The sequence below is a fragment of the Neisseria subflava genome (assembly GCF_003044645.1).
Lineage (GTDB): Bacteria > Pseudomonadota > Gammaproteobacteria > Burkholderiales > Neisseriaceae > Neisseria > Neisseria subflava_B.
On the sequence record NZ_POXL01000002.1, the window covers coordinates 227050 to 240259 of the forward strand.

The window sequence follows — 13210 nt, forward strand, 5'->3', positions numbered from 1 at the left end:
GTGTAATTCACGGTTTAATTATCTACCAATTTTTAGGAAACATCATGAAACGCACTTATCAACCTTCCGTTACCAAACGCAAACGCACCCACGGCTTCTTGGTTCGCTCCAAAACCCGCGGTGGTCGCGCAGTATTGGCTGCCCGTCGCGCCAAAGGCCGCAAACGCCTGGCTGTATAATTTTGAATTACGGCTTCTCGAAGCAGTATCGCTTATTAAAAACGGATGATTTTTCATCCGTTTTTGCGTTGAAAAACCGACGCAGCCGCGATTTGCTGCAAGTCTCCCAGTCCGCAGACAACACGCTCGGCCATCCGCGCCTTGGTTTGGTCGTCAGCAAAAAGACCGCCAAACGCGCCCATGACCGCAATTACATGAAGCGCGTCATCCGCGACTGGTTCAGGCTGAATCAACACCAACTGCCGCCGCATGATTTTGTTGTGCGCGTGCGTCAGGCGTTTAATCGGGAAACCGCCCCTGAAGCCCGAGACCAACTTGCCCAGCTGATGAAAAAACGCCGATGAATACCCTGCTTTCCAAGCTCTTCCTTGCACTCATCCGCTTTTACCAATACTGCATCAGCCCCCTCATTCCGCCGCGCTGCCGCTATACCCCGACCTGTTCACAATACGCAGTCGAAGCCGTCAAAAAATACGGCGCATTCAAAGGCGGATGGCTGGCAATCAAACGCATCGCACGATGCCATCCTTTCGGCGGACACGGCCATGACCCTGTTCCATAATGCTGCTGTCAACCATTTAAAGAACACGATTTCCTTTAATTTCCCGTCGGTTTCTATATAATGCCGTCTGAAGCAGTTTTCATCTCGATTACCTATCCGTCAATTCCAGGAATCTCTTATGGATTTTAAAAGACTAATGGCGTTTTTTGCCATTTCAGTGGCAATTTTTGCCGGCTGGGAACATTTTTTCCCCAGCCCCAAACCTAATCCGGCGCAACAAGCCACGCAACAGCAAACGGCCACGGCTCCGGCAAAAGCCGCTGCCGAAGCCGCGCTTGCCCCGGCTTCTCCCATTACCGTTACCACGGACACAGTTAAAGCCGTCATTGACGAAAAAAGCGGCGACCTGCGCCAGCTGACCCTCTTGCAATACAAAGCAACCGGTGACGAACACAAACCTTTCGTCCTGTTTAACGACGGCAAAGAATACACCTACGTTGCCCAATCCGAGCTTTTGGACGCACAAGGCAACAACGTTCTGAAAGGCATCAGCTTTACCGCTCCGCAAAAACAATACAGTTTGGAAGGCGACAAAGTTGAAGTCCGCCTGAGCGCACCTGAAACCAACGGCCTGAAAATCGACAAAGTTTATACTTTTACCAAAGGCAGCTACTTGGTTAACGTCCGCTTTGACATTACCAACAGCAACGGCCAACCTGTCAACCTGAGCGCAGACTACCGCATCGTTCGCGACCACAGCGAACCTGAAGGCCAAGGCTACTTCACCCGTTCTTACGTCGGCCCGGTGGTTTACACCCCTGAAGGCGGCTTCCAAAAAGTCAGCTTCTCTGATTTGGACGACGATGCCAAATCCGGCAAATCCGAAGCCGAATACATCCGCAAAACCCCGACCGGCTGGCTCGGCATGATTGAACACCATTTCATGTCCACGTGGATTTTGCAGCCTAAAGACGGCCAAAGCGTATGCACTGCAGGCGAGTGCAACATCGACATCAAACGTCGCAACGACAACCTGTACAGCGCAAGTGTCAGCGTGCCTTTGGCCGCCATCCAAGCCGGTGCAAAAGCAGAAACCGCCATCAACCTGTATGCCGGCCCGCAAACCACTTCCGTTATCGCTAACATCGCCGACAAACTGCAACTGGCCAAAGACTATGGCAAAGTACACTGGTTCGCCTCCCCGCTCTTCTGGCTCTTGAACCAACTACACAACATCATCGGCAACTGGGGTTGGGCAATCATCGTTTTGACCATCATCGTCAAAGCCGTCCTGTACCCATTGACCAACGCCTCTTACCGCTCTATGGCAAAAATGCGTGCCGCCGCACCTAAATTGCAAGCCATCAAAGAGAAATACGGCGATGACCGCATGGCGCAACAACAAGCCATGATGCAGCTTTACAAAGACGAGAAAATCAATCCGCTGGGCGGCTGTCTGCCTATGCTGTTGCAAATCCCCGTCTTCATCGGTCTGTACTGGGCATTGTTCGCCTCCGTAGAATTGCGCCAAGCGCCTTGGTTGGGTTGGATTACCGACTTGAGCCGTCCGGATCCTTTCTACATCCTGCCTTTTATTATGGCGGCAACCATGTTTGCACAAACTTATCTGAATCCGCCGTCAACCGACCCTATGCAGGCGAAAATGATGAAAATCATGCCTTTGGTTTTCTCCATCATGTTCTTCTTCTTCCCTGCCGGTTTGGTTCTGTACTGGGTAGTCAACAACCTCTTGACCATCGCCCAACAATGGCACATCAACCGCAGCATCGAAAAACAACGCGCCCAAGGCGAAGTCGTTTCTTGATAAAAGTTTAGGCAACACAAAGACCGTCTGTTGTTCAGACGGCCTTTTTTATTTCCTCAAACAAATACAGTTTCAGATTGAACCCAATCCAGTTTTAAGCAGCATGAAGCACAAAAATCGTCGGGCGTTTTTTCAAATTTGGCATTTCTTTTCTTTTTCTCCACTGCGCAATCGTCTGGCTGATGATTTCCTGTGTCGGCAAGGTCAAATCCGTAGCCACGCACAAGCGCGTTTCAGGATGCAGGTTTTCCACCGCATCAGCCAACAACGCATCGTTACGATACGGCGTTTCGATAAACAGCTGCGTTTCATTCTGCTGGCGCGAACGTTGCTCCAAAGCCTTCAAACTCTGAATGCGCTCATTTTTTTCAGACGGCAGATAACCCTTAAACGCAAAGTTCTGCCCATTCGCACCCGAAGCCATCAGTGCCAGCAACAAACTGGAAGGGCCGACCAAAGGCCGTACTTCAAAACCGTGTTTATGCGCCAATGCCACCAAATTCGCGCCCGGATCGGCAACAGCCGGGCAACCTGCCTCGCTGACAATGCCCATACTGCGCCCTTCTTGCAAAGGTTTCAGCAATTCCGGTAAAGTCTTCAAATCCGTGTGTTCATTCAGCGTTTGCAAATTCAGCTCGCGGATAGGCGTAGTCACGCCCAAATGTTTCAAATGCGCACGCGCTGTTTTTTCCGCTTCCACGACAAAATCCGTCAGCCCGACAATCGCCTGTTGTTCATGCGGCAACAGGCATGGCGTATCAGGCGCACCCAAAGGGGTAGGAATCAAATACAAAATCGGTTTCATTCTTCCAGCTCCAAAAAATCTCAGGCCGTCTGAACACATTCAGACGGCCTCAAACTATAAAACTTCCACACCTTCGTTTTTCAAAAAATCAATCAGACGGAAAATCGGAAGGCCGATTAAAGCATTCGGATCCGTACTTTCAATCCGCTCCAACAAAGCGGCGCCCAAACCCTCGCTCTTCGCCGCACCGGCACAATAAACCGCATCCGGCTCGCGTTCCAAATATCGGCTGATTTGTCCCTGCGTCAACTGTCGCATGGCAACCACCGTATGATCGATATGATGCTGAACCTTGCCCGTAGCAGTATTCAAAAGCACGATTGCGCTGTAAAATTCAACCCGTTTTCCACTCAAGTCCGCCAGCATCTGTTGTGCATTTGCGACGTTCATCGGCTTGCCCAACTGCCGTCCTTCGCACCATGCGACTTGGTCTGCGCCGATAATCAGCGTGGCAGGAAAAGTTGCTGCCAATGAACGGGCTTTGCCTTCAGCCAAACGCAACGCCGTCTCGCCTGCATGCTCGCCCGCAATAGGCGTTTCGTCAAAATCAGGCGATGCCGTCTGAAAATCGATACCCAAACGGCGAAGCTGTCCGCAGCGGAAAACCGAACTCGACCCTAAAACCAAAGGCAGTTTTACTTCCATATTTTTACTTAAAAACATTGACGTTAGACTGCCGAAATTATATCATACTCCGTTTATGTCATACCCTAATTTGATTGACCCAGAAGTTTTCGCCGCCGAAGGGCAGAATCTGCAAGGCAGCTTCCTGCTCGAAGAATTGGATGAACGAGTCAGTTCGCACGATTATCCGGCCGACAAACAGACACGCGTGTCGTTTACGCTGCAAGGCGGTCGCGACCGGCTGCAACGTCTGTTTCTCGATTTAAACGTCAAAGCCGACATGCCCCTGATTTGCCAGCGTTGCATTACGCCCATGCCGTTTCTGCTCGATGAAACCAGCCGTATCGTCCTGTTTGCCGATGAAGAGAGTTTGGACGAAGCCATGCTTGCCGATGAAGAATTGGAAGGCATGCTGCTCGAAAAAGAGCTTGACGTGCGGACTCTGGTTGAAGACCAAATCCTGATGTCGCTCCCTTTCTCCCCTCGACACGAAGACTGCGGCAACAATGGAACACTGGAAGAAGTCAATCGGGACAAACCAAACCCCTTCGCTGTTTTAGCAGGTTTGAAAAGCAGTTAATTAGGACACAGTTTATTTATCTAGGAGCTTGAAATGGCCGTTCAACAAAACAAAAAATCCCCTTCTAAACGCGGTATGCACCGTTCACACGACGCTCTGACTGCGCCTTCTCTGTCTGTTGACAGCGCAACCGGCGAAGTACATCGTCCACACCACATTTCTCCAAACGGTATGTACCGTGGCCGTAAAGTGGTAAAAGCTAAAGGCGAATAATCTGTTCGTCTGACTGAAAAAGCCAGAATATTGCCATGCAATGACTGGCTTTTTTGCATTGCACCCTGTATTTTCCTCTTCGGAAGCACACCATGAAACGTAAAATCTGGTACACCTACGACGACATCCACCGCGTAATCAAAGGATTGGCGGAAAAAATCCAAAACTCCGGTACAAAATACGATGCCATGATTGCCATTGGCGGCGGCGGTTTTATCCCTGCCCGCATGTTGCGCTGCTTCTTGGAAATCCCGATTTACGCCGTGACCACAGCCTACTACGACAACGATCACGAAGGTCAAGTGACCGAGGAAGTGAAAAAAGTCCAATGGCTTGATCCCGTTCCCGATGTACTGAAAGGCAAAAACGTACTGGTTGTTGACGAAGTGGACGACAGCCGCGTTACCATGGAATTCTACCTGAACGAATTGTTGAAAGAAGATTTCGGCACCATCGGCGTGGCAGTATTGCATGAAAAAATCAAAGCCAAAGTCGGCAAGATTCCCGAAGGCATCCCTTATTTCAGCGGCATTACCGTGGAAGACTGGTGGATCAACTATCCTTGGGACGCGCTGGACATCGACGAACACAACAAATTGGCCGCGCAAAACCAATAAATTTGGTACGACTATCGCAACAAGCCTTTTCATCTGATTTTCAATTCAATCTCCTGAAAATCAGATGAGCGTGCTTGTCCGATTGTCTGAGGCCGTCTGAAACACACAAACCGGAGAACAACATGATTACACTGGCCGTAGATGCCATGGGCGGAGATGCAGGCCTTGCGATTACCGTCCCCGGTACAGTGGATTTCCTGAAACAGCAATCCGACGTACATCTGATTATGGTCGGCGATGAAGCAGCAGTCCGCCAAGCATTAAGCTCGGCAGGCGCGCCTATGGACCGCATTACCGTCTGCCATGCAGCACAAGTTGTTGAAATGGATGAAGCGCCGCAATCCGCGCTGAAAAACAAAAAAGAATCATCCATGCGCATCGCCATCAACCAAGTCAAAGAAGGCAATGCGCAAGCCGCCGTATCGGCAGGCAATACCGGCGCACTGATGGCGACCGCCCGATTCGTTCTCAAAACCATTCCCGGCATTGAGCGCCCTGCCATCGCCAAATTCCTGCCTTCCGACAGCGAACACGTTACTTTAGCTTTGGATTTGGGTGCCAACGTCGACTGTACGCCCGAACAACTGGTTCAATTTGCCATCATCGGCAGCGAGCTGGTACACGCGCTACACCCAGAAAAAGGCAGCCCGCGCGTCGCCCTTTTGAACGTCGGTACAGAAGACATCAAGGGTACGGATGCCGTCAAACAAACCTTTAAATTGTTGAGCAGCAGCAAACTCAACTTCATCGGCAATATCGAAAGCAACAGCGTTTTATATGGCGAAGCCGATGTCGTTGTCGCAGACGGATTTGTCGGTAATGTCATGCTCAAAACCATCGAAGGTGCGGTTAAATTCATGAGCGGCGCCATCCGCCGTGAATTCCAAAGCACCCTGTTCAACAAACTCGCCGCTATTGCCGCCCTGCCCGCACTCAAAGGTTTGAAAGGCAAATTGGATCCGCGCAAATTTAACGGCGCAATCCTGCTTGGTTTACGCGGTATTGTGATTAAGAGCCACGGCGGAACCGACAAAGTCGGCTTCCGTTATGCTTTGGAAGAAGCCTACCACGAAGCCAAATCCGCTGGCCTCGCTCAAATCGAACAAGGCGTAGCCACCCAGTTGGCTGCTTTGGAAGCCGCCAAAGCAGCAGCCGAACTGGAAGAAAGCGCTGCTCTAACAACGGAAGCTTAAGGCTGATATACACAGGCCGTCTGAAACTTCAAAATGTTCAGACGGCCTGTTTTTATCTTTAATCACCGACTTCATTCTTAATATTGGGAATTTCCCCATTTTCGCTTACAATACCCGACTATCTGAATTAACTCTCTAAAAAGGCCGTTCTCATGCAATATGCCAAAATTTCCGGTACAGGCAGCTACCTTCCTGCCAACCGCGTCAGCAATGACGACCTTGCAAAAAAAGTGGACACTTCCGACGAGTGGATTACCACGCGTACAGGTATCAAATTTCGCCATATTGCAGACGACAGCGAAAAAACCAGCGACTTGGCCGCCGAGTCAGCGCGCCGCGCCTTGGCAGATGCCGGTTTGCAGGCTGACGATATCGACCTGATTATCGTCGCCACAGCCACTCCCGATATGCAGTTCCCTTCCACTGCGACCATCGTGCAGCAAAAATTGGGTATTGCCAATGGCTGCCCTGCCTTTGACGTACAAGCCGTGTGCGCCGGTTTTATGTATGCCCTGACCACTGCCAATGCCTACATCAAAAGCGGCATGGCAAAAAACGCTTTGGTGATCGGCGCGGAAACCTTCAGCCGTATCGTCGATTGGAACGACCGCACCACCTGCGTCCTCTTTGGTGACGGCGCAGGCGCGGTGGTCTTAAGCGCATCTGACGAACCGGGCATCATCCACGGCAAACTCAAAGCCGACGGCAACTACCTCAACCTTTTGAACGTCCCCGGACAAATCGCCAACGGCCAGATTTGCGGTTCGCCCTACATCAGCATGGACGGCCCCGGTGTATTCAAGTTTGCCGTCAAAATGCTGGCAAAAATCGCAGATGACGTTATCGAAGAAGCCGGTTACACCACCGATCAAATCGATTGGCTTGTGCCGCACCAAGCCAATAAGCGCATTATCGACTCTACCGCCAAACACTTAGGCTTGAGCATGGACAAAGTGATCTTGACCGTCCAAGACCACGGCAACACTTCCGCCGCCTCCATTCCGCTGGCACTGGATGTCGGTATTAAAAACGGCCAAATCAAACGCGGACAAAACCTCTTGCTTGAAGGTATCGGCGGCGGTTTTGCCTGGGGTGCGGTTTTGGTGAAATACTAACGGTTAGGCCGTCTGAACATCCTTTTCAGACGGCCTATTCTGCTCAAACCCATGGAATCTCTAACGTTTGCACTCTATATCAGTAGCCTGTTTTTAAGCATAACAGCTGTAATATTGCCCAAACTGGCAATCGCCTATCTTGCACTGAGCGCATACGTTTTCCTGCTTTACTACCTAGACAAACAGCGCGCATGCAACCACGGCAGACGCATACCCGAAGCAAAATTGCATCTGCTCAATCTGCTTGGCGGCTGGCCGGGCGGTTATTGCGGCAGCCTCGCATTCCGGCATAAAACCAGCAAACCTGAATTTGTCCGCACCTTCCGGCTGACCACCGCAACCAATACTGTCGCCACCCTTCTTCTGCTGGCGGACACCCTCAAACATTCAAACCAATAAGGAATTACCATGTCTTTCGCATTCTTTTTCCCCGGACAAGGCTCACAAAGCCTAGGCATGATGAACGGCTTTGCCGAGCAAGCCATCGTTAAAGCCACATTTGACGAAGCTTCCGCCGTATTGGGTCAAGACCTGTGGGCAATGATTAACGGCGAAGATGCCGAATTAATCGGACAAACCGTCAACACCCAGCCCATTATGCTGGCTGCCGGCATTGCCACCTACCGCGCCTATTTGGAAGCCGGCGGTAAAATCCCTTCAGTCGTTGCAGGCCACAGCCTCGGCGAATACACCGCCCTCGTCGCCGCCGGCGCATTGGATTTTGCAGACGCAGTCAAACTCGTCCGCCTGCGCGCCGAGCTCATGCAATCCGCCGTACCGCAAGGCGTAGGCGCAATGGCCGCTATTTTGGGTTTGGAAGACGAACAAGTCAAAGCCATTTGTGCCGAAGCCGCACAAGGCGAAGTCGTTGAAGCCGTCAATTTCAACTCCCCAGGCCAAGTCGTGATTGCCGGCAATACCGCAGCAGTCGAACGCGCCATGACTGCTGCCAAAGAAGCCGGAGCCAAACGCGCCCTGCCGCTGCCTGTTTCTGTTCCCTCACATTGCAGCCTCATGAAACCCGCAGCGGAAAAACTTGCCGAAGCATTGAAAGACATCACCATCAAACAACCGCAAATCCGTGTCATCCATAACGCCGATGTTGCCTCTTACGATGATGCCGACAAAATCAAAGATGCCTTGGTACGCCAACTGTATAGCCCGGTACGCTGGACAGAAACCGTCAACGCACTTGTCTCCGAAGGCATCACTGAATCCGCCGAATGCGGCCCCGGCAAAGTCCTCGCAGGCCTCGCCAAACGCATCAATAAAGAAGCCGCGTGCAGCGCATTGATCAATGCCGATCAAGTGACTGTATTTATCGAAGCCCACTAAAAATGTTTTCAGACGGCCTTATCCTGTCAGGCAAGGCCGTCTGAAAAATCAGCCCACTCCAATCCGAATACATTATGAAAAAAACCATTATTCTTGCCGTTCCCTACATGTACGGACTGGATCAATGTATCGAAAAAAATCTGCGTTTTCTTGGTTTTGATGTCATTAATCTGTGCTATGACGACCGAGATTCCTATTATCCGAACTTGGGCAGCAGACTCAAAAACTTCTACCACAAACACATCACCAAAGACGGCAACTATAAAAAATACCTCAAATACAGCCGCCACCTCGACGACATTCAGCAAAAATTGGCCTTGCTAAACGGCAAAAAAGCCGATTATGCGCTCTGTATCCGCGCCAATATTTACCCCAAAGAGATTATCGCCACCATCCGCGAACACAGCAATGTTTGCGTGAATTATCAATGGGATGGCGTAGGCCGCTTCCCAGACATCATTGAATATTTGGATTATTTTGACCAATGCTGGGTTTTCGACCCCGACGATATTCAAAAATATCCGCAATGCCGTTTCAAAGCCACCACCAATTTTTACTTTGACTTTCCCGTAGCGGAATATGCGCCCACCAACAAACTCTACTTTTTAGGTGGCTACGAACTCCGACGCGAAGAGCAAACCAAACGCTTTATCCAAGAAACCGAACGCCTCAACCTACCCTTGGATTTTCATATCTACTGCAAAGACGACAGGGCTGAAAAAGCCTTCGGACACAACGGCATCCGCTATCTCGACCGCAGCAGCATCCTCAGCTTTGAAGAAAACCTCAGCCAAGTGCAAAGTTGCGGCGCAGTCGTAGATTTTGCACAATTCGAACATTACGGCTTATCATTCCGTATCTTTGATGCGTTGCGTTTCGATAAAAAACTGATTACCACCAACAAACATATCTTGGAGATCGACCTATACCACCCAGACCGTGTGTTCGTATGGGACGGCGGTGATTTAGACGCATTGCCTGAATTTTTGGCACGCCCGTATCAGCAACCTGACCCTGAAATCAAAGCCTATTATTCGTTTACACAATGGCTAAACCGCCTGCTCGGCATTGATTAACCCTATTGCCTATGGCAAATATAACCTGCCTGACAAAATATTATATTGAATACATTATGAGTAAGAAAAAAGTCATTCTCGCCATGCCGGAACTCTTCAAAATCCACGAACTCATTATTGAGAACTTGGAAAAATGCGGATTTGAAGTGCTGTCTCTAACCTATGAAGAAAAAGAGTTCAAATACAAAAATGTATTTCAACGGCTGAAAAAAATCTGGTATCGAAATATTCTTGGACAAAAAGACTTCAAAAAACGGATCATGTTCCGCGCCGTAGAAGAACGCCTCAATACCCTGTTAAGCGAACATCCCGAACAAGCGGATTATTGCTTCATGATTTGGCTGGGGGCCTATCCGAAAGACTTCATCGCCAAGCTCAGAGCGCATTCAAAATTAATGGTGTATTACAACTGGGAAGCCCTGACCTTCTTAAAAGAAGACTTCGACAACATCGAATTTTTCGACAAATTTTACTTTTTCGATCCGTTTGACCAAGGCAAACATCCCGAATACACCGAAAAACTCTTTCCAACCACCAGCTTCTACTTTGACAGCTTCAGGCCGTCTGAAAACCCGCAAAACAAAATCTTGTTTATCGGCTCGTACGCTGCCGACCGCAACAATGACATCCGTGCATTTTGCGAAGCTGCGCGTTCAATCGGTTTAGAAATAGATTTCCGCTTAGCCAGCAAGAAAATTGAAGAAGAACAAGCGGCTTTAGGCATTCCTGAAGTCGAGTTCTTCTCATTTGAAAACGCCCTCTCCTATCGTCAAAACTTAGAAGAAGCGGCCAAATCCTCCGTATTGGTAGATTTCCTCAACCGCAAGCACTACGGCCTCTCTTTGCGGATTTTCGAAGCGATCGGTTTGGAAAAAAAACTGATTACGACCAATCCGACCATCGTACATTACGATTTTTATCACCCGAACAATATGTTCTACTGGAATGGAAGCAACCTTGACGAACTCAAAGCCTTCCTGACCTTGCCGTATGTACCGCTTGCCCCCGGCCTGAAACACAAATACAGCTTCAGCAACTGGATCAGCTGCGCATTTGATATTGAACCGAATATCCCTATCGGATTACCTGAAATCGATAGAGAAGTTGTGGAGAATTTAAATGTTTAATCGAGAAAAATTAGTATTAGAAACTGTTCATATCCGCAAACGAGAATTCATTGAACAGCCGAAACATATTGTTTATGCAGCCGATCAAAACTATATCAAACACATCGGCACTGCGTTACTTTCTGTATTGCAAAACAATACCAGCCCAATACATTTTCATTTGTTAGTTAGTGGTTCAGAAGGTTATGATTTTAATATTTTTAATCAAATTGAAACATCAAATCAAAACTACTCAATAAGCGTTTACCATTTAAATACAGAATACTTTTCTACCCTGCAAACTACCCATTATTTTACTATCGCTATGTATTACCGTATGAGTATCCCTTGCTTATTAAAAGGTATTGCTCATACTGCACTTTATCTAGATACTGATGTACTGTGCTTGGGTAACATTGATGATTTATTTGAAATCGACATTTCAAATTCTTTGATTGCCGCCGTACCTGATGCAATCTTATACAGAGCATATATAAAACAACTCAATCAATTTGGTTTTACAGATACTGAGCCTTATTTCAACTCCGGGGTCATTCTATTCAATATTGACAAATGGAATGATATGGCAATAGATAAAATTTTGTCTGAAAAAATGCAAGCCGTAGAAAAACAGAATTTTAAACTCTCCTGTCCAGACCAAGATATTTTGAATTTAGCCTGTATAGGTCATGTACACTGGCTTTCAGAAAACTTTAACTGGATACATTGGCATCAAAAATACAGTGAATTAATCGACAATCCCAACAATATCCGCTTAGTCCATTTTGTTGGTCATATCAAACCGTGGCATCAATTAGGCTTCCACCCTGCATATGATCAATATTTTAAGAATTCCCCATGGAATAACGGATATCTAGAACAACCTCTATCAACTTGGTTGCCCTTTCCAAATCCTAAAAGGAAATTTAGACAAGCAGCCAAACGGCTTTGGAAACAAGGACAAAAAAAGCAAGCATGGGCATACTACAAAGAATATTTATTACGAAGAATCAACAAACGACGGTATCAAGCACCCTCACTAGGTAAATAAGGCCGTCTGAAACCATTTTTCCCAATCGCAATTAAGGAATAAAACATGAGTACACAAGATTTAAGCGGCAAAATCGCTTTGGTAACCGGCGCATCGCGCGGTATTGGTGCGGCGATTGCAGATACGTTGGCTGCGGCCGGTGCAAAAGTTATCGGTACAGCCACCAGTGAGAGCGGTGCGGCTGCAATCGGAGAACGCTTGGCACAATGGGGCGGCGAAGGCCGTGCATTGAATTCTGCCGAACCTGAAACCATCGAAAATCTGATTGCCGACATCGAAAAAGAATTCGGCAAACTGGATATTCTGGTCAACAACGCCGGTATTACCCGTGACAACCTCCTGATGCGCATGAAAGAGGAAGAGTGGGATGACATCATGCAGGTTAACCTCAAATCCGTGTTCCGCGCCTCCAAAGCCGTATTGCGCGGCATGATGAAACTGCGTGCCGGCCGCATCATCAACATCACATCCGTTGTCGGCGTGATGGGCAATGCCGGCCAAACCAACTATGCGGCTGCAAAAGCAGGCTTAATCGGCTTCTCCAAATCTATGGCGCGTGAAGTCGGCAGTCGCGGCATTACCGTCAACTGCGTCGCCCCCGGCTTTATCGACACCGATATGACCCGCGCCCTGCCGGAAGAAACCCGCAAGACCTTTGAAGCGCAAACTTCTTTGGGCAAATTCGGTGAAGCGCAAGATATTGCCGATGCAGTCTTGTTCTTGGCTTCTGATCAGGCAAAATACATTACCGGTCAGACACTTCATGTCAACGGCGGCATGTTGATGCCTTAAACCGTTTGTTTATTTAAAGGCCGTCTGAATATTTCAGACGGCCCTTTTTGTCAATCAAAACACTACTTTACATTCTATCTTGATATAATCTTAATAATCCGTTAGATAACGCTCGAAACAGTAAGTCCAAATAAGCATGATACGGGAAATCAAATTGCAGAAATGAAGTTCATTCTGTGCGTTTTTATTTGGGTTTG

The 13210-nt window shown here is 48.5% G+C and carries 17 protein-coding genes; 15 read left to right on the forward strand and 2 right to left on the reverse strand.

What is annotated here, in order from left to right; translation table 11 throughout:
• Nucleotides 1-44: 44 nt before the first annotated feature.
• From rpmH to yidC, 4 genes are all read left to right on the forward strand, one after another.
• The gene (gene rpmH / locus DBY97_RS02935) at nt 45-179 is read left to right on the forward strand and encodes a 50S ribosomal protein L34 (RefSeq protein ID WP_002214728.1); all 135 of its coding nucleotides are present in this window, start codon (nt 45-47) and stop codon (nt 177-179) included.
• A 2-nt stretch (nt 180-181) separates the two neighbouring features.
• Entirely contained in the window at nt 182-523 is a 342-nt protein-coding gene (gene rnpA / locus DBY97_RS02940) for a ribonuclease P protein component (RefSeq protein WP_070713604.1), read from the forward strand.
• Entirely contained in the window at nt 520-741 is a 222-nt protein-coding gene (gene yidD / locus DBY97_RS02945) for a membrane protein insertion efficiency factor YidD (RefSeq protein ID WP_003684591.1), read from the forward strand. Before rnpA ends, yidD begins: the two co-directional genes overlap by 4 nt.
• Before the next feature lie 118 nt (nt 742-859).
• Entirely contained in the window at nt 860-2506 is a 1647-nt protein-coding gene (gene yidC / locus DBY97_RS02950; RefSeq protein WP_107857364.1) for a membrane protein insertase YidC, read from the forward strand.
• Nucleotides 2507-2600: 94 nt separating this feature from the next.
• On the opposite strand, the gene DBY97_RS02955 is transcribed toward yidC, so the two are convergent.
• Nucleotides 2601-3311, reverse strand: coding sequence for an SAM-dependent methyltransferase (locus DBY97_RS02955; protein WP_049328886.1), 711 nt, complete (start codon nt 3309-3311; stop codon nt 2601-2603).
• Between the two features lie 54 nt (nt 3312-3365).
• Nucleotides 3366-3956 carry a Maf family protein gene (locus tag DBY97_RS02960; RefSeq protein ID WP_199900728.1) on the reverse strand — a complete coding sequence of 197 codons (591 nt, stop codon included), beginning with the start codon at nt 3954-3956 and terminating at the stop codon, nt 3366-3368.
• Nucleotides 3957-4011: 55 nt separating this feature from the next.
• Here DBY97_RS02960 and DBY97_RS02965 point away from each other — a divergent pair, with 55 nt between their 5' ends.
• The 11 genes from DBY97_RS02965 (at nt 4012) to fabG (ending at nt 13013) form a co-directional block, all read left to right on the forward strand.
• Entirely contained in the window at nt 4012-4515 is a 504-nt protein-coding gene (locus DBY97_RS02965; protein WP_070836800.1) for a YceD family protein, read from the forward strand.
• 33 nt (nt 4516-4548) lie between these two features.
• Nucleotides 4549-4728: a 50S ribosomal protein L32 gene (gene rpmF / locus DBY97_RS02970; RefSeq protein ID WP_002240035.1), complete on the forward strand. Its 180-nt coding sequence runs from the start codon at nt 4549-4551 to the stop codon at nt 4726-4728.
• 92 nt (nt 4729-4820) lie between these two features.
• Nucleotides 4821-5345: a phosphoribosyltransferase gene (locus tag DBY97_RS02975; RefSeq protein WP_107857366.1), complete on the forward strand. Its 525-nt coding sequence runs from the start codon at nt 4821-4823 to the stop codon at nt 5343-5345.
• 122 nt (nt 5346-5467) lie between these two features.
• Entirely contained in the window at nt 5468-6538 is a 1071-nt protein-coding gene (gene plsX / locus DBY97_RS02980; RefSeq protein ID WP_107857367.1) for a phosphate acyltransferase PlsX, read from the forward strand.
• Between the two features lie 152 nt (nt 6539-6690).
• Complete coding sequence (locus DBY97_RS02985; RefSeq protein WP_107857368.1) at nt 6691-7653, forward strand: beta-ketoacyl-ACP synthase III; 963 nt, start codon at nt 6691-6693, stop codon at nt 7651-7653.
• Nucleotides 7654-7704: 51 nt separating this feature from the next.
• Nucleotides 7705-8052, forward strand: a complete 348-nt coding sequence (locus tag DBY97_RS02990; RefSeq protein WP_107857369.1) for a DUF1294 domain-containing protein — start codon at nt 7705-7707, stop codon at nt 8050-8052.
• 9 nt (nt 8053-8061) lie between these two features.
• Nucleotides 8062-8988: an ACP S-malonyltransferase gene (fabD, locus tag DBY97_RS02995; protein ID WP_107857370.1), complete on the forward strand. Its 927-nt coding sequence runs from the start codon at nt 8062-8064 to the stop codon at nt 8986-8988.
• Between the two features lie 74 nt (nt 8989-9062).
• On the forward strand, nt 9063-10064 hold the full coding sequence (locus tag DBY97_RS03000) for a hypothetical protein (RefSeq protein ID WP_107857371.1): 1002 nt from the start codon (nt 9063-9065) through the stop codon (nt 10062-10064).
• 56 nt (nt 10065-10120) lie between these two features.
• Nucleotides 10121-11191: a hypothetical protein gene (locus tag DBY97_RS03005; protein ID WP_107857467.1), complete on the forward strand. Its 1071-nt coding sequence runs from the start codon at nt 10121-10123 to the stop codon at nt 11189-11191.
• On the forward strand, nt 11184-12221 hold the full coding sequence (locus tag DBY97_RS03010; protein WP_070584735.1) for a glycosyltransferase family 8 protein: 1038 nt from the start codon (nt 11184-11186) through the stop codon (nt 12219-12221). Before DBY97_RS03005 ends, DBY97_RS03010 begins: the two co-directional genes overlap by 8 nt.
• A gap of 45 nt (nt 12222-12266) precedes the next feature.
• Entirely contained in the window at nt 12267-13013 is a 747-nt protein-coding gene (gene fabG, locus DBY97_RS03015) for a 3-oxoacyl-ACP reductase FabG (protein WP_107857372.1), read from the forward strand.
• The last annotated feature ends 197 nt before the right edge of the window (nt 13014-13210 follow it).

Coding starts and splice junctions, on each gene's coding strand:
- rpmH (WP_002214728.1), top strand. CDS start 45: ATGAAACGCACTTATCAACCTTCCGTTACCAAACGCAAACGCACCCAC.
- yidD (WP_003684591.1), top strand. CDS start 520: ATGAATACCCTGCTTTCCAAGCTCTTCCTTGCACTCATCCGCTTTTAC.
- yidC (WP_107857364.1), top strand. CDS start 860: ATGGATTTTAAAAGACTAATGGCGTTTTTTGCCATTTCAGTGGCAATT.
- DBY97_RS02955 (WP_049328886.1), bottom strand. CDS start 3,311: ATGAAACCGATTTTGTATTTGATTCCTACCCCTTTGGGTGCGCCTGAT.
- DBY97_RS02960 (WP_199900728.1), bottom strand. CDS start 3,956: ATGGAAGTAAAACTGCCTTTGGTTTTAGGGTCGAGTTCGGTTTTCCGC.
- DBY97_RS02965 (WP_070836800.1), top strand. CDS start 4,012: ATGTCATACCCTAATTTGATTGACCCAGAAGTTTTCGCCGCCGAAGGG.
- rpmF (WP_002240035.1), top strand. CDS start 4,549: ATGGCCGTTCAACAAAACAAAAAATCCCCTTCTAAACGCGGTATGCAC.
- DBY97_RS02975 (WP_107857366.1), top strand. CDS start 4,821: ATGAAACGTAAAATCTGGTACACCTACGACGACATCCACCGCGTAATC.
- plsX (WP_107857367.1), top strand. CDS start 5,468: ATGATTACACTGGCCGTAGATGCCATGGGCGGAGATGCAGGCCTTGCG.
- DBY97_RS02985 (WP_107857368.1), top strand. CDS start 6,691: ATGCAATATGCCAAAATTTCCGGTACAGGCAGCTACCTTCCTGCCAAC.
- DBY97_RS02990 (WP_107857369.1), top strand. CDS start 7,705: ATGGAATCTCTAACGTTTGCACTCTATATCAGTAGCCTGTTTTTAAGC.
- fabD (WP_107857370.1), top strand. CDS start 8,062: ATGTCTTTCGCATTCTTTTTCCCCGGACAAGGCTCACAAAGCCTAGGC.
- DBY97_RS03000 (WP_107857371.1), top strand. CDS start 9,063: ATGAAAAAAACCATTATTCTTGCCGTTCCCTACATGTACGGACTGGAT.
- DBY97_RS03005 (WP_107857467.1), top strand. CDS start 10,121: ATGAGTAAGAAAAAAGTCATTCTCGCCATGCCGGAACTCTTCAAAATC.
- DBY97_RS03010 (WP_070584735.1), top strand. CDS start 11,184: ATGTTTAATCGAGAAAAATTAGTATTAGAAACTGTTCATATCCGCAAA.
- fabG (WP_107857372.1), top strand. CDS start 12,267: ATGAGTACACAAGATTTAAGCGGCAAAATCGCTTTGGTAACCGGCGCA.